We start from the raw sequence: 18,840 nt of genomic DNA on the forward strand, positions 1-18,840 counted from the left end.
GTGCACGACACGACCGCACTGCTGGTGGAGCTCGGCTCCGTCATCCTGGGACTCGGCATCATCGGACGGTTCGCCGGGCGGATAGGGCTCTCGCCGATCCCGCTCTACCTCCTCGCCGGACTCGCGTTCGGGGAGGGCGGCCTGCTGCCGCTCGGCGCGAGCGAGGAGTTCACCGCCATCGGGGCGGAGATCGGCGTCATCCTGCTCCTGCTGCTCCTCGGGCTCGAGTACAGCGCCTCGGAACTCGTCACCAGCCTCAAGACGCAGTACCCGTCCGGAGTCGTCGACTTCGTGCTCAACGCGACGCCCGGTGCGATCGCCGGTCTGCTGCTCGGGTGGGGGCCGGTCGGCGCGGTCGCGCTGGCCGGGGTCACCTGGATCTCGTCGTCGGGTGTGATCGCCAAGGTGATGACCGACATGGGACGGCTCGGCAACCGGGAGACGCCCGTCATCCTGGGTGTCCTCGTCATCGAGGACCTCGCCATGGCCGTCTACCTGCCGCTGCTCACCGCGATGCTGGCGGGCGTCGGTCTGGCCGGCGGCAGCATCGCGCTGCTGATCGCGCTCGGCACCGTCGGGTTCGTGCTGTACCTCGCGCTGCGCCACGGCAGGCTCATCAGCCGGGCGGTGTCCTCCGACAACCCGGAGATGCTGCTGCTCGTCGTGCTCGGGCTCACCGTCCTGGTCGCCGGTGTGGCGCAGCAGCTCCAGGTGTCGGCGGCGGTCGGCGCGTTCCTGGTCGGCATCGCCCTGTCGGGCGAGGTCGCCGAGGGCGCCCGCAAGCTGCTGACGCCGCTGCGGGACCTGTTCGCCGCCGTCTTCTTCGTCTTCTTCGGCCTGTCGACCGATCCTGCGGAGATCCCGCCCGTGCTGCTCCCGGCGGCGCTGCTGGCGGTGGTGACGGTCTTCACGAAGATCGGCACGGGCTGGTACGCGTCCCGGCGGGCCGGAATCGGTCCGCGCGGCCGGTGGCGCGCGGGCGGCACGCTGGTCGCGCGCGGGGAGTTCTCGATCGTCATCGCCGGTCTGGCCGTGGCGACGGAACCGCGGATCGGGCCCATCGCGACGGCGTACGTCCTGATCCTGGTGATCGCCGGGCCGCTCACGGCGCGGTGGACGGAACCGGTCGCCTCCAGGCTGCAGGCGGCGCTGGCCGGCAAGCGGAAGAAGCCGGCCGCGGCGCGCGACGAGCCGATGCCGTCGCACGACGACCTGACGCCGGAGCACGCGGGGCGCGACTCCGACTGAGAGTCCCGTCCGGGGCGTCCGCCGGATCGATCCTGCACGGCCCGCACGGCCCCGGGGCAACCGCCCCCGGGGCTGTCGGCGTCTCCACGGGCCCGGCGCGTGTCCCCCGGTGGCCGGTTCCCGCCCCTGCCGCCGAGGTACGGCGGACCACCACGCCCGCGGTTTCTACACGGCTGTAGAGTTCGACTGGTTCCGCATCACAGGCACGCTACGTATGGAGACGTCATGGCCCTTTGGGATCGGATCAAGGAATCCGCGTCGACGATGCAGACGCAGCTGGAGGCGAAGAAGAACGACCTCAAGAGCGGGGCGTTCCGGGACGCGAGCATGGCCATGTGCGCCCTCGTGGCGGCCGCCGACGGCTCCATCGACCCGTCCGAGCGGCAGCGCGTCGCCTCGCTGATCGCCGGCAACGACGTGCTGCGGAACTTCCCGGCGGACGACCTGCAGCGCCGCTTCAACGAGTACGTGGACAAGCTGACCGCGGACTTCGCCTTCGGCAAGGTCAGCGTGCTCCAGGAGATCGGCAAGGCCAGGAAGAAGCCCGCCGAGGCCCGCGCCGTCATCCAGATCGGCATCGTCATCGGCGGCGCCGACGGCGACTTCGACAAGTCCGAGCAGGCCGTCGTCCGGGAGGCGTGCTTCGCGCTGGACCTGCCGCCGCACGAGTTCGACCTGTAGGACCGCGCCACGGCGTACGGTCCGAAGCCACGGGCCGTACGCCCTCGGACCGTACGGTCCGAAGCCACGGGCCGTACGCCGCGGACCGCCGGGCGTCAGAGCTCCTTGGCGGGCCAGTCCAGCAGCCTGGCGCCGATCACCGCCGTCTGCAGCTTGTAGCGGTGCATCGGGTCGGCGGGGTCCGAACCGGTCAACTGCTGTATCCGCTCCAGCCGGTAGGTCAGGGCGCGCACGCTCAGCGACAGCCTCCGGGCCGTCTCGGCCGCCACACACCCCGCCTCGAAGTAGACGGACAGCGTCCGCAGCAGGGGTTCCGCCCCGCCCCTCGCCTCCCGCAGCGGGCCCAGCTCACTGCGCACCAGGTCGGCCATCGCCTGCCGGTCGCGGGTCAGCACCGGATAGACCAGCAGGTCGCTCGCGTACAGCACCGGGTCGTCCAGGGCCATCCGCTTCGCCAGGTCGAGTGCGTCGAGCGCCTCGTCGTACGAGTGGACGACCCCGCCGGGACCGCGGTGCGGGCGGCCCACCGCGACCTGGCCGCCGTCGGTGGCGGCGTGCGCCTGCTTCGCGAAGTACCTCAGGACGTCGGGCTGGCTTCCGGGGGCAATGCACACCATGCGCCCGTCCTTGGTGGTGGCCAGGATCTTCCGGCCGCCGAAGCGGCCCAGCAGAGCCGCCTCCACCCGGCGGGGCACGGTGTCCGACTCGGTGTACGCCTCCGGGCCCGCGGCCACGGCCACGGCGTGGGCCCGCGAGAGCCGCAGCCCGAAACGGGTGGCCCGCTCGGCGAGCCGTCCCATGTCACTGCGCCCGTACAGCAGGTCGTCGATGAACTCCCGCCGCGCGGCCTCCTCCCGCCGCACGGTGAGCCGCTGCGCCCGCTCGAAGCCCTCCGCGAAGGCGTCCACCGCCTGTTCCACGGCGGCCAGCACCGCGTCGCTGCCGGCCGGACCGGTGAGCGGCCAGGCCGCGCGGGTCTCCGCGAGATGGATACGGACCAGGGCGCGCAACTGGTGCCCCGCCTCCGCGGCTTCCCGGCCGAGCGTGCGCCGGGCCTCCAGTTCGTCACGCGTGAGCCGGCGCCCGCCGGCCGCCACCTCGGACAGGATCCGGGTGTAGTCCTCCAGGAACTTCCCGGGGATCTCGGGCTCCGCCACGTCTCACTCCTCGTCACGTCACTCACAGTTCATCCCGTCCAACGCACACGGGACGATGCCGGTGCCCGGCAGCGTGACCCGGGGAACCCTGCCGGAACACGGCAATGCGCCGGGCGGCCCCGGCTGACACGATCGGTCCAGCAGCACACGGGGGAAACAACGGGGGATCACGGGGGACCACGGGGGAAGGAACCGGTTGCCGCGGGGCCGAGCACGGCCTCGTGGCGCCGGCACCCCGGCGTCCCGTCCGCCACCCGGCCTCCTGGACCGTACAGCCGCGCACGGCGTCGCAGGGGGTGGCCCGATGACCGATCTCGTTTCCGCAGCGATCACCTTCCCGGCCGTGGTCTTCGGCGCGGCCCTGGTGGTCGTCGTCGGCTTCTGGCTGCTCGTGCTGGCCCGGGCGGTCGGGCACGACTCCTTCGACACCGACCTCGACGCCGAGGCCGTCGGCTTCGCCGGGGTGCCGGTCGCCGTCTCGGTGTCGCTGTTCGTCGTCATCTCCTGGGTCACCGGCCTCGCCGGATCGGTCCTGGTCGTGCGCGGGGGCACCACGGGCACGCCGCGCGCCGCTCTCCACCTCGTCGTGCTCACCGGCGCGCTGCTGATCGCCTGGGGCGCGGTACGCCTGCTCGTACGCCTCATCCGCCGGTGCCTCCCGGTACGGCCCGGCCCCTCGCGGCAGGACTTCGTCGGCCGGACCTGCACGATCCGCACGGACTTCGCCGCCTCCGGCTTCGGCCGGGCGGAGGTGGCCGCGGCCGACGGATCGACCGCGCTCGTGCGGGTGCGGCGGCCGGTGGGGCGCACCGCGCACGCCGCCGTACTCGCCTCCGGCAGCACCGGCCTCCTCCACGCCTACGACGCCGACGGCGAGTTCTTCTGGGTCGCACCGCACGAAGCGGCGCTCGCCCCCCGCTCTCTGCCGGACCGCGCCGCCTGACCCGCCCGTCCGCCCTCCGGGTCCGCCACGCGAAGATCACCGACCCGCCCGACCGAACCGGAGGGAGCACGGCATGCTGGGATACGTGTCACCACTTCCGCAGCAGCCCCAACGCCCGCCCCTCACCGGCCACATGGTCGTCTGCGGCGACGACGCCCTCGCCCGGCGGCTCGCCGTCGAGTTGCGCTACGTCTACGGCGAGCGGGTCACCCTCCTGCTCCCGCCGGGCCGCGACACCAGCCGTCCGGAGCTGCCGCTGACCCAACGCGCCCGGGCGAGCGCACTGTTCGGACGCATGTCGGCGGCCATGAACCGCAACGGGACGGCCGGCGGGGGCGACGGCGACACCAACGCCGGGGTCGAGGCCGTCCGCATCATCGAGGCGCACGAGCCATCCGACGAGGTGCTGGAGGAGGCCGGCGCCGACCGGGCGGCCGCGCTCGCGCTCGTCTACGACGACGACGAGCTCAACATCCGGGCCGCCCTGACGGCCCGCCGGCTCAATCCCCGTCTGCGGCTCGTCATCCGGCTGTACAACCGCAAGCTCGGGCAGCACCTGGAGACCCTTCTCGACCAGGCCGCCGCCGTCTCCATGCCGGGCCTCGACCATGCGGCGCTCGACGCCTCCACGACCGTCCTGTCCGACGCCGACACGGCCGCCCCCGCGCTGGCCGCCACCGCGCTGACCGGCAGCAGCAAGGTCATCCAGGCCGAGGGTCTGCTGCTGCGCGCGGTCGAGCGCACGCCGCCCCGGCCCGGCGAACGCGCCGACCCGGGGCTGTGCACCCTCGCGCTGCTGTCCTCGACCAGCCAGGACCCGGCGGGCGCCGAGGGTTCCGACAGCAGCGGCGACGAAGGGCCACAACTGCTGCCCGACCGGGCGACGGTGCACGCGGCGACCGGCCGCGGCACGATCGTCCTGGAGGCGATCAGCCAGGCGGGCCCCGACCGCGCGCCCTCCCGGATGGGCGGCAGGGGCGCCCCGCTCGGCCAGGTCTTCTCACGCAGGCTGCGCTGGTCGGCGCTGGGCGTCGCGGCGGCCGTCGTCGCCCTCGCCGTGGCCTCGGTGATCACCACCGGCGACAGCCCGTTGCACGCCGCCTACCTCACGATGCTCGACCTGCTGGCCATGGGCGACCCCGCCGTCGAGGACGGCGACCCCGCGTCCCGCCAGATCATCCAGCTGCTGTCCGGGACGGCCGGCCTCCTGCTGCTGCCCCTGCTGGTCGCCGCCGTCCTGGAGGCGTTCGGCTCGCTGCGCAACACCTCCGCGCTGCGCCGCCCGCCGCGCGGGCTGTCGGGCCACGTGGTCCTGCTGGGCCTCGGCAAGATCGGCACGAGGGTGCTCGTGCGGCTGCGTGAGCTGGACATACCCGTCGTCGTGGTGGAGGAGGACCCGGAGGCCCGGGGCATCCCGCTGGCCCGCGGCCTGCACGTCCCGACGGTCCTGGGCGACGTCACCCAGGAGGGCGTCCTGGAGGCCGCCAAGATCCGCCGGGCCCGCGCCCTCCTCGCCCTGACCAGCGTCGACACGACGAACCTGGAGGCCGCGCTGTACGCCCGGTCGGTGAAGCCCGACCTTCGGGTGGCGCTGCGCCTGTTCGACGACGAGTTCGCGACCGCCGTCTACCGCACCCTGCGCACGGCGCACCCGCAGGCCCTGACCCGCTCCCGCTCGGTGTCCCACCTGGCCGCCCCGGCGTTCGCGGTGGCGATGATGGGCCGCCAGATCCTGGGGGCGGTGCCGGTCGAGCGGAAGGTGCTGCTGTTCGCGGCGCTGGAGGTGGCGGGCCATCCGCAGCTGGAGGGCAGGACGGTCGACCAGGCGTTCCGGGCGGGCGCCTGGCGGGTCCTGGCCCTGGACGCGACCCCGCCGGCCGACCGCATCCCGGACCTGGCCGCCGCGCCGCCGTTCGACCCGCTCGGACCGGGGCAGGTGGCCTCCGGCCTGGTCTGGGACCTGCACCCGGGCTACGTGCTGCGGGCCCAGGACCGGGTGGTGATCGCGGCGACGCGGCGCGGTCTGGCCGAACTGCTGCGCAGGCAGCGGTCGGTGATCCGGCGCTGAGACCCGGCGGCGTCGGCCGGGCGGTGCGGACTCCCGGGCCGACGCCCGCCGGTGGTCCCCTCCAGATGCCCGCCGGTGGGTCCCCGCCAGGCGCCGACGGTGGGTCCCCGCCCGGTGCCGAACGGTGGGCGGGTCCCCCCTCCCACCGCCCGGGCGGTGCGAGGCGCGGGCGGTGCGAGGGACACCGGGAGTTCAGCCCGGCGTGCCCATGGCCTCGCGCACCTCGCGCAGGGTCGCGTCCGCCACGGCGTTCGCCCTCTCGTTGCCCGCGCGCAGTACCTCTCGTACGTACCCCATGTCCTGGGCGTACGCGGCCCGCCGGGCCCGGATCGGCGCCATGCGGGTGTTGACGGCCTCCGTCACGGTCCGCTTGAGGGCGGACGAGCCGCCGTCCCCGATCTCCTCGGCGACGTCGTACGGGTCGCGGTCGAGGCAGAGCGCGGCCAGCAGGACCAGGCTCGACACCCCGGGCCGTCTCTCCGGCTCGTAGGTGATGCGGCGTTCGGCATCGGTGGTGGCGCCCTTGATCAGCCGGGCGGTCTCGTCGGCGGTCGCGCTCAGGGTGACGGAGTTGCCGCGGCTCTTGCTCATCTTGGTCGCGTCGGTGCCGAGTAGCAGGGGTGCGGCGGAGAGCAGCGCGTCGGGTTCGGGGAAGACGTGGCCGTACCGCTCGTTGAAGCGCCGGGCGATCGTGCGGGTGATCTCCAGGTGCGGCAGCTGGTCCTGGCCGACGGGCACGAGGTTGCCCTTGCAGAACAGGATGTCGGCGGCCTGATGCACCGGGTAGGTGTACATGAGCCCGCTGACGGCGGCCTGCCGGGAGTGCGCGATCTCGTCCTTCACGGTGGGGTTGCGGCCGAGTTCCGCGACGGAGACGAGGGAGAGGAACGGCAGCATCAGCTGGTTGAGCGCCGGGACGGCGCTGTGGCTGAAGACCGTGCTGCGGGCGGGGTCGATCCCGATGGCGAGGTGGTCCAGGAGCAGCCCCTCGACGTGCTCGGTGAGCCGGTCGGCGACGTCCCGGTCGGTGAGGACCTGGTAGTCGGCGACGAGGACGAAGACGTCCACGCCGAGGTCCTGGAGCCGTACCCGGTTCTGGAGGGTGCCGAAGTAGTGCCCGAGGTGCAGGGCCCCGGTGGGCCGGTCCCCGGTGAGGACGCGGAACGCGCCGGGGTCCCGGGCGAGCCGCTGTTCCAGCTCTGCGCTGCGGCGCGCGGCCGGGGCCGCGGGCAGGTCGGTGGTGATGGTCACGGGGGTTCTCCTCGCCGGTGGTGTACGCGTGGAGGACGGCCCGTCGCGGAGCGGTGGGGCAGGGGAAAGGGCCGTCCGTGTGTCGAACGGCCCTGGTTCCGTGCTGGTGCAGGCGGCCGCTCCTAGGAGGAGCGCCACCAGGTGCGGCACGGTACGGAGGTCATGGCCCGACTGTAGCCCGGCCCGGCGCCGTCCCGCTCGCTCCGGCGGCCCGGCGGGGCCGCGCCGCGCGGAGCGACCGCCTCCCGGAGTCCCGGGGCGGGACCCGGTGTGAGGGCGCCGGTGGTGCGTCGCGGGGTGGACCGCGAAGAGGCCGGAATAGAGCAGGGGGGTGTCCCGTTGTAGGGTGTGTTCACATAGTTCAACGTTCAACCAAAGATACTTGGAGGCGGGCGCCATGCAGTTCGGGATCTTCACCGTCGGGGACGTCACCACCGACCCCACGACCGGTACGACGCCGAGCGAGAACGAGCGGATCAAGGCGACCCTGGCGATCGCGCTCAAGGCCGAGGAGGTGGGCCTGGACGTCTTCGCCACGGGCGAGCACCACAACCCGCCCTTCGTCCCGTCCTCGCCGACCACCACGCTCGGCTACATCGCCGCCCGCACCGAGAAGCTGATCCTCTCCACGTCCACCACGCTGATCACCACCAACGACCCGGTGAAGATCGCGGAGGACTACGCCACGCTCCAGCACCTGGCGGACGGCCGCGTCGACCTGATGATGGGCCGCGGCAACACCGGACCGGTCTACCCCTGGTTCGGCAAGGACATCCGCCAGGGCATCCCGCTCGCGGTCGAGAACTACGCCCTCCTGCACAAGCTGTGGCGCGAGGACGTCGTCGACTGGGAAGGGAAGTTCCGCACCCCGCTGCAGTCCTTCACCTCGACCCCGCGCCCCCTGGACGGCGTCCCGCCCTTCGTCTGGCACGGCTCCATCCGCTCTCCGGAGATCGCCGAGCAGGCCGCCTACTACGGCGACGGCTTCTTCCACAACAACATCTTCTGGCCCATGGAGCACACCAGGAAGATGGTCGACCTCTACCGGCGCCGGTACGCCCACTACGGGCACGGCACCGCGGAGCAGGCCATCGTCGGCCTCGGCGGCCAGGTCTTCATGCGGAAGAACTCGCAGGACGCGGTGCGGGAGTTCCGCCCGTACTTCGACAACGCCCCGGTCTACGGCCACGGGCCCTCGCTGGAGGACTTCACCCAGCAGACACCGCTGACCGTCGGCTCCCCGCAGGAGGTCATCGAGCGGACCCTGTCCTTCCGTGAGGACGTCGGCGACTACCAGCGCCAGCTGTTCCTCATGGACCACGCGGGACTGCCGCTGAAGACGGTCCTGGAGCAGCTCGACATCCTGGGCGAGGAGGTCGTGCCCGTGCTGCGCAAGGAGTTCGCCCGCCTGCGCCCGGCCGGTGTGCCGGACGCCCCCGTCCACCCCGCGGTCGCCGCGGCCCGCGCCGCCGCCACCGCCGACCCGAAGGAGCTCTGAGGACCGTGCTCGCCACCGCCCCCCTGAAGATCGTCGCCGTCGCGGCCGGGCTCAGCAGCCCCTCGTCCACCCGGCTGCTGGCAGACCGGCTCGCGGAGTCCGCGCGCGAGCAGCTCGCGGCCGGCCAGGACCGGCGGGTCGAGGTCCAGGTCGTCGAACTGCGCGATCTCGCCGTCGACATCGCCAACCACCTGGTCACCGGCTTCCCGCCGGCGGGCCTGAAGGCGGCGCTGGACGCGGTGACCGGGGCGGACGGCCTGATCGCCGTGTCGCCGGTGTTCACCGCCTCGTACAGCGGGCTGTTCAAGTCCTTCTTCGACCTGGTCGGGAACACCGAGCTGACCGGCAAGCCCGTCGTGATCGCGGCGACCGGCGGAACGCCGCGGCACTCGCTGGTCCTGGAGCACGCGATGCGCCCGCTCTTCGCCTACCTGCGGGCGGTCGTCCTGCCGACGTCCGTGTACGCGGCGTCGGAGGACTGGGGCTCGCAGGGCGACGAGTACACCGAGGGCCTGCCGTCCCGCATCCGGCGCGCGGGTGGCGAACTGGCCTCCGCCGTCACGGGGCACGCCGTCTCGGGCGCCCGCCGCGAGCCGACGCTCGACGACGGGGAGGACGCCCTGGTCCCGTTCGAGCAGCAGCTCGCCGCGCTGCGGACCGGCTGACCCCGCCGCCGGGGGCCACCACGGCCCCCGGCGGTTGTTTTGACTAGAGTCGTTGCCGAATGACGGAAATGTTCGAGCAGCGGGAGGCAGACATGGGCAGGATCGTCGTCGGGGTGGACGGGTCGGACGCGTCGCTCAAGGCCCTGCGCTGGGCGGTGCGCCAGGGTGAACTGACCGGTGACACCGTCGAGGCGGTGAACAGCTGGGAGTACCCCGCGACCAGCTGGGCGTCCATGATGCCGGGCCTGCCCGAGGACTTCGACCCGCAGGCGGTGGCGACCGCCGCGCTCGACGAGGCGCTGGAGGAGGCCCTCGGCGCCGACGGCGCGGCGGCGATCGAGCGGATCGTCGTGATCGGCAACCCGGCCCAGTCGCTGCTGGACCGCTCCGAGGGCGCGAACCTGCTCGTGGTCGGCGCCCGCGGCCGCAGCGGCTTCAAGGCGACGCTGCTCGGCTCGGTCAGCCTCCACGTCACCCAGCACGCGGCCTGCCCGGTCACCGTCGTCCACGACTGACCCACGGCGGGCCCCCGCGGCGGACTGTCCGGGGCCCGCACACGTGCACGGCCGCCGGACGGAGTCCGGCGGCCGTGGCGTTCCCGCTCACTCTCCAGGTCATTCCTCGCGCGTGTAGATCATGTAGAACATCGTGACGAACATGCCCGCGCCGACGACGAGCCCCAGGCCGCTCGACGAGAAGACGCTGTTGCCGTTGAGGCTGAAGAGGTAACCGATCGCACCCCCGGCCAGCAGCGCGTACCCGGCGGCCCGCAGCTCGCGGGGAAGCGCCCGCCGGATCATGACGAAGGCGTAGCAGAGCACGGCGTAGGCGACCCCGGAGACGACGCCGAGCACGATCTGGCCGTCGGTCGTCGTCCCGCCGTCCCGCTTGATGTAGAAGGCCCAGAAGCCGAGGATGATGCCCAGCGACACCGGCACCGCCCAGGCGAGCGGGCTGTGGCCCTCACGCGCCGGGGTGCGGGCATGCTGTCGGCGACGGGTCGGCATCGTCGCGTGTGTGGCCATGGCGCACAGCTCCTTACCTCGCCCCCGTCCCGGTGTCCCTCCAGCGCACACCCGGAGCCGCCGGGCGGCAACTCGAACGGCCCACGGCCCGGAGCGTCCCGTCGCCGGACGGGCTTGGCTGGTCGTTGTGCGGACCTACCTCTCAGCGGCCCTGTCGGCGGTGCTCCTCGTCCTGCTCACCCTGCTGGTCCCGGTCAGCGCCTTCTCGGCCTGGGTCGACCTCGAGCTCGACGACACCGACCGCTATCTCGCAGCCGTCTCCCCGCTGGCCACCGACCCGGACGTCAGGGCCACGGTGGCCACGCTCGTCACGGACGAGGCGATGAAGAGCATCGACGCGGGGCCGCTGCAGGACACGGTCGAGGACTTCCTGCACGAGGCCGCCCTGTCGTTCACCACCGCCCCGGCCTTCCGGCGGGCCTGGGACAGCGCCAACCGCACGGCGCACCGGGCCGTGAGCTCCGCGCTGCACGGCGACGACGGGCAGGCCGTGACCATCGACCTCGCGCCGGTGATCGCCGAGGTCAAGCAGCAGCTCGTCACCGACGGGGTGCCCTTCGCCGACGGCATCCCGGTCAGGGAGACCTCGATCACCGTGCTGTCCGCCGACCGGGCCGACGAACTGCGGTCCTCGTTCCAGTGGCTGCGGTACTGCAGCGTCTGGCCCACCGTCGGGACGGTGGTGCTGCTCGTCCTGGTGCTGGGCCTCACGCTCGTCCGAGGCGGTGCGCGGACCGCCCTCACGACGGCTGCCGTGGCCGGGGCCGGGCTCCTGCTCGGCGCTGTACTCCTGCGCATCGCTGTGGCCGTCGCCCGGGCCAGGGTCCTGGACCAGGTCCCGGGCACCGACAGGGACGCCGCCGCCGCGGTGTACGACGCGCTGACCGCCTCGCTCCGGACGACGGTGTGGACCGCGCTCGGCGTGGGAGCGGTCATGGCGGCCGGGGGACTGGCCGGGCGGATCGTCGCGGCCCGTCGGCGGCGGCACGCCGCGTGAGGGGCGAGGGCGCGGAGGCGTGACCGCGTCCGTGGCAGGACGGGCTTGGTGGCGGTGACGGTGTCCGTGCGGGGACGGGCTCCGTGGCGGTGACGGTGTCGTGGCGGGACAGGCTCCGTGGCGGTGACGGGATCGGCGGCGGAGGGGGATCGGCGGCCCCGCACGGCTGCTGATCCCGCGCTCCGGCCCCGACGTGCGCGGGCCCGTGGGCCGGGCGAGAGTGGGAATCGTGAGAGCAGGGGGGCGACTGAGAGGTCTGCCGTATGCGAGCCATCGCTGTCAGCGCGTTCCGTGCGGAGCCCTGTCTCGTCGAGGTGCCGAAGCCCGACCCCGGGCCCGGCGAGGTGCGGGTGAAGGTCGAGTACGCGGCCCTGAACCCGCTCGACTGGCAGACCGCGGACGGCGCCCTGGAGGGGACCTCCCCGCACGTCTTCCCGCTCGTCCTGGGTACGGACTTCGCGGGCCGCGTGGACATGATCGGCGGCGGCTGGAACCGCTTCCGGGTCGGCGACCCGGTCTTCGGGCGCGTGACGGCACCGCCCGTCGGGCTCTGCGGGGCGTACGGCGAGTACCTCTGCGTTCACCAGGACTCCCCGGTCACGCTGGTCCCGCGCGACATGCCGCTCAGGACCGCGGCCGCCCTGCCGTCCGCGGGGGCGACCGCCGCGCAGATCGTGTCGAGCACCGCCGTACGCAGCGGGCTGAGCCTGCTGGTCATCGGAGCAGCCGGAGGCGTCGGGAGCTTCCTGACCCAGCTGGCTGCCGCGCGCGGCATCGGGGTCGTCGCCGCGGTGAGAGGGGACGAACGGCGGCGGATGGCGGCCCTGGGCGCCACCACCTCCGTCGACACCGTCAACGGCACCGCGGCGCTCGAAACGGCGGTACGCGAGCTGTATCCCGGCGGTGTCGACGCGCTCGTCGACCTCGTTTCCACCGATCCGGCCTCCTTCGGCCGCCACACCGCCCTGCTGCGCGAGGGGGGAGTCGCCGTCACCACCCGCGGGGTCGCCGCGCCGGCCGGCGTGGCCTGGGCCGACTTCCGGCTCGCCGTCACCCCCGGGCTCCTCGACGAACTGGCCGCGCTGGTGGCGGACGGGAAGCTGGAGGTCCCCGTCGACATGGAACTGCCCCTGGAGAAGGCACCGCAGGCGCTCGTCCAGAACCGCGCGGGCGGAGCGCGCGGGAAGACCGTGTTCGCGGTCTGACGAGGCCGACCGGCTTCGTCGGACCGCGTCCGCCCACAACCACGTCATCCGACAGGAAACGGACCGGGAGAGGCTCATGGCCGACCAGGACATCTTCGACAACATCGACGGGCTGATCAGCGAGGAGCGGGCCCTGCGCACGCGCTCGACCGCCGATCTGGGCCTCTCCGCGGAGGAGAGGTCACGGCTGCGCGAGGTGGAGGTGCAGCTGGACCAGTGCTGGGACCTGCTGCGACAGCGGCGGGCGCTCAGCGAGTTCGGCGAGGACCCGTCGAAGGCGCGGGTGCGCCCCGCCGACGAGGTGGAGGGCTACCAGGGCTGAGGGCTGTCCCGTGATCCCTGGTGGATCAGCGCGCGGCGTCGGATGCGGTGCATCGCAAGGCGGAGGGACGTCCGCATACGGGGTGTATTCGGGCGTTCCGACGACGCGGCGAGGCGCCGTAGCTGTCGTCGCGCGCCCGCCGGGGATCACGGGACAGCCCTCAGCGCTTCCCGCCCGGATCGTGCGGGGCCCGCTCCCGGACCGGACGAAGGCCGGGGGGGCGGCGCTCCCGCCCGAACGACCGCGTGCCGGGGCTTCACGTCCCGGCACCCCGCGTCAGCTCCTGCCGGGGCGGGCATCCGGGTCCGGGTCCGGGCCGCGGCCCTGGAGGCGTTCCATCTCGCGGCGGTCCCGCTTGGTCGGCCGTCCCGTGCCCCGGTCCCGCACCGGCACCTGCAGCGCGATCTCGCGCGGCGGCGGGGGCGGGCTGTTGTCGACGAAGCACTCCGCGGCGACCGGCGGCCCCACGCGCTTCCTGACGATCCTGGACACGACGACGACCCTGTCCCGGCCAGCGTGCCGCAGCCGTACCTCGTCACCCGCGCGCACCGTCGTCGCGGGCTTCGCGCGCTCACCGCCGACCCGCACGTGTCCCGCGCGGCAGGCGGCAGCGGCCTGCGAACGGGTCTTCGTCAGCCGTACCGCCCAGATCCAGGCATCGACCCGGACGCTTCCCTCCGCCTGCGGCGCCTCACCGGAAACCATGCGTCCGACTCTAATCCGGTGGGGCGCCGTTCACGACGGCTCCCGCATCGGATGCAGAAATCCCTTCCGTCCTCGCGCCGGATCGTGGCGGCCGACGCGCGGACGGTCCTGGTCCCTCGTACCCCGTCGCTGCGGCGCTCCTCCAGGACGACGGCCACGGAGAGTCCGCGCGCGGCCCGGGCCGTCTCGGCCTGCCCACAGGGCGGGTTGGCCGGATCGTTTCCAGCGGGTCAACGCGGAGTGCCCGCCCGGGGCGGAGACGAGGAGAGACGAGGAGCAGCGGCAGATCGCGCACGAGCTCCATCGAAGTCCGGGGCACCACCGCACTGTCGTCGCGGGCACCGCCCCAACTCGTGGTGCGGCCGTGAGGGCCCCGGGGAGCTTCCGTGTGCCCCCCGGGGCCCTTTCGGGTCCCGGCCCCGGTTCGGGCGGCGCGCTGTTGACACGGGGGCGGGCCGCGCCACCGAACGGCCGGATCCGGCCGCTAACCTTACGTATCCGCCCTGGCCAGGGATCAATTCCCGCAGTACGGACATTTATCGCACCCAACTCATGCGAAAGGCCTCGCCCATGGGCATTCGGAGCTTGCTGCGCAAGGTGTTCGGCCGGACGGAGCAGGACGAGCCGGCCACGGCCACCGTCCCTCCCCAGGCCGAGCGCACCCAGCCCGCGGAGCCGGAGACCAGCACTTCGGCGGCCGAGCCCGCGAAGGCCTCGGTACCGGCCCCCGCATCCCCTCCCCCGGTGGAGCACGACGACGGCGGTGCCTCGGACCTGGTGGCGGCGGCTTTCGACAAGGCCACCGTGGCTCCCGCCCCCGCCCCCCGGGTCCCGGCCCAGGGGTCCGCCCCGGAGGACCACTCGGCCGCGGAGTCCCACGACACGCAGCGGGCCGAGGACACGGCGCCCGAGGAGCCGGAGGCGGCGGCCCCGGTGATCGCGGCGGACCCGGAGACGGGAGTCGTTGCTCCGATCCTGATCGACATGGACCCGGAGCCGGAGCCGGAGCCGGAGCCGGAGCCGGAGCCGGAAGCCGAGACGGAGCCGGCCGCGAAGGCCGAGGCCGCGCCTCCGGCCCCCGCTGCGACTGCCGCTGCTGCTGGATCCGATGCGGCCACCGACGCCGGCACCCACGAGCGCGCCGCAGAGCCGGAGAGCCCCGCCGGGCAGGCGAAGGCCGCGCCCGTGGACGAGACGCCGGTGGGCGAGACGCCCGGGGACGACGAGCGCGCCGCAGAGCCGGAGAGCCCCGCCGCGCAGGCGACCGCCGAGGCCGCTCCCGTCGCGGAACCCGCGTCTCCCGTCGTACCCGCGCCGTTCGTCGACGCCGCACCCGCCGAGCCCGAGGTCACGGCCGTGGTGCCGGCCGAGGAGCCCGAAGCCGCTGCCCCCGCGCCCGCGCCCGCGGCCGAGATCCTGCCGGCACCCGAGCCCGTGGCACCCGCGCCCGTCGCGGCCCCCGAGCCCGTGGCAGCCGCGCCCCTGGCCGAGCCGGAGCCCCTCACCGAGCCCGCGCCTCTCCCGGCACCCGCGCCCGTCGCACCGACCGCGCCGGCCGCCCCCGTCGCCACGGCGGTTCCCGCCGGCAAGCCCGCCGTCACCCTCGCCCGGGTCAGGACCACCGCCCCCGAGCTCGTCGCCCCGTACAAGGCGGCGCAGGCCGCGCTCAAGGCGCACGGGCTGACCGGGCTCCGGGCCACCGTGTACCTCGTGCTGGACCGCTCCGGTTCGATGCGGCCGTTCTACAAGGACGGCAGCGCCCAGCACCTCGGCGACCGCGCCCTCGCGCTCGCCGCGCACCTGGACCCGAGTGCCACCGTGCCCGTCGTGTTCTTCTCGACCGACATCGACGGCACCGGGGCGATCGACCTGACCGCGCACGAGGGCCGGATCGACGAGCTGCACGCGGGTCTCGGCCGCCTGGGCCGGACGAACTACCACCGGGCCGTCGAGGAGATCGTCACGCACTACGAGAAGTCCGGGGCCACCGGACCGGCCCTGGTGATCTTCCAGACCGACGGCGCCCCGGACGCCCGGCAGGCGGCCAAGCAGGCGCTGGTCGACGCCGCGCGGCTGCCGCTGTTCTTCCAGTTCGTCGCGTTCGGCGACGAGGACGCGAAGGGCTTCGACTTCCTGCGCAGGCTGGACCTCCCGAACGTCGGCTTCCTCCACGCGGGCCCCGCCCCCCGCGAGGTCCCCGACACGGCCTTCTACCGGAGCGCCCTCGCCGGGCTGCCCGCCTGGGCCGCCGCCCGCGAGGTCGTCGCGGAAGGCTGATCCGCCGGCCTCCGCGCGGTCACGGCGGTACCCGCCTCAGGGCCGGGTACCGCCGTTGCCGTGTACGCCGCCGGCCGGCGCGGCCGGGCGCACGGCCGGGAGGCCGGGGCCCGCCGCAATCGATGTGAGTGGATCTCCCACGGACCGTTAGGATTTCGACCATGGCGGCCACTGGATCCGAGAAGCAGGGGGCGACGGCGTACTACGTCTCGACCCCCATCTACTACGTCAACGACGCTCCTCACCTGGGCCACGCCTACACGACCGTCGCAGGCGACGTGCTCACCCGCTGGCACCGCCAGCGCGGCGAGAAGGTGTGGTACCTCACCGGCACGGACGAGCACGGTCAGAAGATCATGCGCACGGCCGAAGCGAACAACGTCACCCCCCAGGCCTGGTGCGACAAGCTCGTCGAAGAGGCCTGGAAGCCCCTCTGGGCGCACCTGAACATCGCGAACGACGACTTCATCCGCACCACGGAGAAGCGGCACACGGACCGTGTGCAGGAGTTCGTGCAGGACCTGTACGACAAGGACCAGATCTACAAGGGCGGGTACGAAGGCCCGTACTGCGTGGGCTGCGAGGAGTACAAGCTCCCCGGGGACCTGATCGAGGCCGAGGACGGCACGAAGCTGTGCTCGATCCACAAGAAGCCGGTGGAGCTCCTCAAGGAGGAGAACTACTTCTTCAAGCTGAGCGAGTACGGCCCGAAGCTCATGGAGTTCTACGCGGCCAACCCGGACTTCATCCAGCCCGAGTCGGCCCGCAACGAGATCGTGAACTTCGTCAAGCAGGGCCTCCAGGACCTGTCGATCTCGCGGTCCACCTTCGACTGGGGCGTCCCGGTGCCGTGGGACCCGAAGCACGTCATCTACGTGTGGATCGACGCGCTGCTGAACTACGCGACGGCCGTCGGCTACGGCGCCAACCAGGAGAAGTTCGACGGCACCTTCCCGGCGAACGTCCACCTGATCGGCAAGGACATCCTCCGGTTCCACTCGGTGATCTGGCCCGCCATGCTGATGGCACAGGGCCTGCCGCTGCCGGGCAAGGTCGTCGCCAACGGCTGGCTGATGGTCGGCGGCGAGAAGATGTCCAAGTCGAACCTGACGGGCATCAAGCCGCAGGACCTGACCTCCCACTTCGGCGTGGACGCCTACCGCTGGTACTTCCTGCGCGCCATCGCGTACGGCAGCGACGGCTCGTTCTCCTGGGAGGACTTCAGCGCCCGCTACACCTCCGAGCTCGCCAACGACTACGGGAACCTCGCCTCGCGCGTCGCGGCCATGGTCGGCAAGTACTTCGGCGGCGCGCTGCCCGAGGCCACGGCGCCGGGTGACGCGGAACGCGCGGTCCAGGAGGGCCTGGCCCGGGCCGTCACCGCGGCCGACCTGAAGATCGGCGAGGAGCTGGACTTCCAGGGCGGCATCCTGGCGGTCTTCGACTTCGTGAAGCAGGTCAACGGTTACATCACCGAGCAGGAGCCCTGGAAGGTCGCCAAGGACACGTCGCCGGAGGGCCAGGCCCGCCTCGCGACCATCCTGTACACGGCCGCCGAGTCCCTGCGCGGGGTCTCGGTCCTGCTGAACGCCGTCATGCCCGACACCTCGCAGAAGCTGTGGGAGTCCCTGGGCGCCGAGGCGTCCCTGGGCGCCTTGGCCGAGCAGCGGGTGCAGGACGCGGGCCGCTGGGGACAGCTGCCCGCCGGCGCGACGGTCACCAAGGGTGCGGTGCTGTTCCCGCGCCTGGAGGAGAAGCCCGCGTAACACCGCGTACGCACCGCCTTCCCGTGCGACGGAGGAGCCCGGGACCCGTGGATCGGGTCCCGGGCTCCTCCATGCGCCCCGGCGGGCCCCCGCTCACCTCTCCAGCGCTGCGGCGTCCCCCATCACGATCACGGGGTACTTGTCGGGGTCGAGCGTGAGGAGCAGTTCCCGCATGCGGTCCTCGGTGAGCGAGACGCAGGCCTGCGTGGGGCCGCCGTGGTCCACATGGACCCAGATGCCGCCGCCCCTCTCCTCACCGAGGGGCCGGTCGCGGTCCAGCGGGGACGTGCCCGGGGTGCGGTTGTAGTCGATGGCGATGACGTAGTCGAAGGAGCCCTCCAGCGGCTCGCCCAGGAAGCCCTCGCCGCTCACGGCGAAGCGGGGCTCCTCGTCGTAGGGCAGCAGGGTGCCCGGGTCGGGCAGCCGGCCGCCCGCGTCGGAGAGGCCGAAGACCCCGATCGGCGAGCGGAGGTCGTTGGCGAGGTGGTGGTCCGTCCAGCCCTCCATGCCGTTGTGTGCGGGCCAGGGACCCGCGATCGGTCTCCACCCGCGTGCGGGGTCGTCGCGGCTGTAGAGCACGGCCGTGGAGCGGTTGGAGTCGGGACCGAGGCCGGTCACGACGAGTGCCTGCCTCGCCGTGTCGGGGATGCGGTCCCTCGTCCCGGGCCCGGTTCCCGGGATGTCGGCCGGGGGCATGAGCGGCTCCACGGCAAGGGGCTCGGGCGCGGCCTGCGGACCGGCCGCGCCCTTGGGCTCCGGGGTGGTGGTCCGCACCGCGCCGGCCGAGCAGCCGATCACGAGCAGGAAGAGAAGGACGAGCAGGACGTACGGACGGCGCGCGACGGACACGGTGCGGGGCTCCTCGGTGGCGGGGCGGACGAGCACTTCCGGGTGCCAGTCCTCGCCGGGCCCGCAGGCACCGAATCCGAACCGGGACGCTCCGGATGTACCCGGTCCGTGTACCCGGGGCCCGGGAAGTTCCCCACCCTCACCCGTACGCAGGAGCGAGCCCGGTGCCACCACGGCTCCGTG

17 protein-coding genes are annotated in these 18,840 nt (G+C 73.3%); 12 read left to right on the plus strand and 5 right to left on the minus strand.

All coding sequences use genetic code 11. The features are described 5' to 3' along the window. Together OHT61_RS15665 and OHT61_RS15670 are read left to right on the plus strand one after the other, a co-directional pair. Complete coding sequence (locus OHT61_RS15665) at window positions 1-1,248, plus strand: cation:proton antiporter (protein WP_329038926.1); 1,248 nt, start codon at window positions 1-3, stop codon at window positions 1,246-1,248. Window positions 1,249-1,473: 225 nt separating this feature from the next. Beyond that, window positions 1,474-1,929 carry a tellurite resistance TerB family protein gene (locus OHT61_RS15670; RefSeq protein ID WP_329038928.1) on the plus strand — a complete coding sequence of 152 codons (456 nt, stop codon included), beginning with the start codon at window positions 1,474-1,476 and terminating at the stop codon, window positions 1,927-1,929. Between the two features lie 95 nt (window positions 1,930-2,024). Here OHT61_RS15670 and OHT61_RS15675 read toward each other — a convergent pair whose 3' ends face one another. Further along, complete coding sequence (locus OHT61_RS15675; protein WP_329038929.1) at window positions 2,025-3,086, minus strand: PucR family transcriptional regulator; 1,062 nt, start codon at window positions 3,084-3,086, stop codon at window positions 2,025-2,027. Between the two features lie 304 nt (window positions 3,087-3,390). Here OHT61_RS15675 and OHT61_RS15680 point away from each other — a divergent pair, with 304 nt between their 5' ends. Further along, entirely contained in the window at window positions 3,391-4,029 is a 639-nt protein-coding gene (locus tag OHT61_RS15680) for a hypothetical protein (RefSeq protein ID WP_329038931.1), read from the plus strand. Window positions 4,030-4,102: 73 nt separating this feature from the next. After that, window positions 4,103-6,097: an NAD(P)-binding protein gene (locus OHT61_RS15685; protein ID WP_329038933.1), complete on the plus strand. Its 1,995-nt coding sequence runs from the start codon at window positions 4,103-4,105 to the stop codon at window positions 6,095-6,097. A 192-nt stretch (window positions 6,098-6,289) separates the two neighbouring features. On the opposite strand, the gene trpS is transcribed toward OHT61_RS15685, so the two are convergent. Then, window positions 6,290-7,348, minus strand: a complete 1,059-nt coding sequence (gene trpS / locus OHT61_RS15690) for a tryptophan--tRNA ligase (protein ID WP_329038935.1) — start codon at window positions 7,346-7,348, stop codon at window positions 6,290-6,292. A 397-nt stretch (window positions 7,349-7,745) separates the two neighbouring features. Here trpS and OHT61_RS15695 point away from each other — a divergent pair, with 397 nt between their 5' ends. The 3 genes from OHT61_RS15695 (at window position 7,746) to OHT61_RS15705 (ending at window position 10,026) form a co-directional block, all read left to right on the plus strand. Beyond that, on the plus strand, window positions 7,746-8,846 hold the full coding sequence (locus OHT61_RS15695; RefSeq protein ID WP_329038937.1) for an LLM class flavin-dependent oxidoreductase: 1,101 nt from the start codon (window positions 7,746-7,748) through the stop codon (window positions 8,844-8,846). Between the two features lie 5 nt (window positions 8,847-8,851). Then, on the plus strand, window positions 8,852-9,511 hold the full coding sequence (locus tag OHT61_RS15700; RefSeq protein WP_329038939.1) for an FMN reductase: 660 nt from the start codon (window positions 8,852-8,854) through the stop codon (window positions 9,509-9,511). A gap of 92 nt (window positions 9,512-9,603) precedes the next feature. After that, complete coding sequence (locus OHT61_RS15705; protein WP_329043277.1) at window positions 9,604-10,026, plus strand: universal stress protein; 423 nt, start codon at window positions 9,604-9,606, stop codon at window positions 10,024-10,026. A 99-nt stretch (window positions 10,027-10,125) separates the two neighbouring features. Here the strand turns inward: OHT61_RS15705 and OHT61_RS15710 are convergent, their stop codons facing one another. Beyond that, window positions 10,126-10,536 (minus strand): hypothetical protein, encoded by a 411-nt coding sequence (locus OHT61_RS15710; protein WP_329038941.1) that lies wholly within the window; start codon window positions 10,534-10,536, stop codon window positions 10,126-10,128. A 127-nt stretch (window positions 10,537-10,663) separates the two neighbouring features. Between OHT61_RS15710 and OHT61_RS15715 the strand changes: the two genes are divergently transcribed. The 3 genes from OHT61_RS15715 to OHT61_RS15725 all read left to right on the plus strand — a co-directional run bounded on the left by OHT61_RS15715 (window position 10,664) and on the right by OHT61_RS15725 (window position 13,060). Continuing rightward, the gene (locus tag OHT61_RS15715) at window positions 10,664-11,533 is read left to right on the plus strand and encodes a hypothetical protein (RefSeq protein WP_329038943.1); all 870 of its coding nucleotides are present in this window, start codon (window positions 10,664-10,666) and stop codon (window positions 11,531-11,533) included. Between the two features lie 263 nt (window positions 11,534-11,796). Further along, on the plus strand, window positions 11,797-12,738 hold the full coding sequence (locus OHT61_RS15720) for an NADP-dependent oxidoreductase (RefSeq protein ID WP_329038945.1): 942 nt from the start codon (window positions 11,797-11,799) through the stop codon (window positions 12,736-12,738). Window positions 12,739-12,814: 76 nt separating this feature from the next. Beyond that, entirely contained in the window at window positions 12,815-13,060 is a 246-nt protein-coding gene (locus tag OHT61_RS15725; RefSeq protein WP_329038946.1) for a DUF2630 family protein, read from the plus strand. A 276-nt stretch (window positions 13,061-13,336) separates the two neighbouring features. On the opposite strand, the gene OHT61_RS15730 is transcribed toward OHT61_RS15725, so the two are convergent. After that, window positions 13,337-13,765 carry an RNA-binding S4 domain-containing protein gene (locus OHT61_RS15730; protein ID WP_329038948.1) on the minus strand — a complete coding sequence of 143 codons (429 nt, stop codon included), beginning with the start codon at window positions 13,763-13,765 and terminating at the stop codon, window positions 13,337-13,339. Window positions 13,766-14,335: 570 nt separating this feature from the next. On the opposite strand from OHT61_RS15730, the gene OHT61_RS15735 reads away from it, so the two are divergent. Together OHT61_RS15735 and metG are read left to right on the plus strand one after the other, a co-directional pair. Beyond that, the gene (locus OHT61_RS15735; protein WP_329038950.1) at window positions 14,336-16,042 is read left to right on the plus strand and encodes a VWA domain-containing protein; all 1,707 of its coding nucleotides are present in this window, start codon (window positions 14,336-14,338) and stop codon (window positions 16,040-16,042) included. A 161-nt stretch (window positions 16,043-16,203) separates the two neighbouring features. Next, the gene (metG, locus tag OHT61_RS15740) at window positions 16,204-17,808 is read left to right on the plus strand and encodes a methionine--tRNA ligase (RefSeq protein WP_329038952.1); all 1,605 of its coding nucleotides are present in this window, start codon (window positions 16,204-16,206) and stop codon (window positions 17,806-17,808) included. 93 nt (window positions 17,809-17,901) lie between these two features. Here the strand turns inward: metG and OHT61_RS15745 are convergent, their stop codons facing one another. Beyond that, window positions 17,902-18,657, minus strand: a complete 756-nt coding sequence (locus OHT61_RS15745; RefSeq protein WP_329038955.1) for a hypothetical protein — start codon at window positions 18,655-18,657, stop codon at window positions 17,902-17,904. Between the last annotated feature and the right edge of the window lie 183 nt (window positions 18,658-18,840).

Origin of the sequence: Streptomyces sp. NBC_00178, from assembly GCF_036206005.1 — a bacterium.
Lineage (GTDB): Bacteria > Actinomycetota > Actinomycetes > Streptomycetales > Streptomycetaceae > Streptomyces.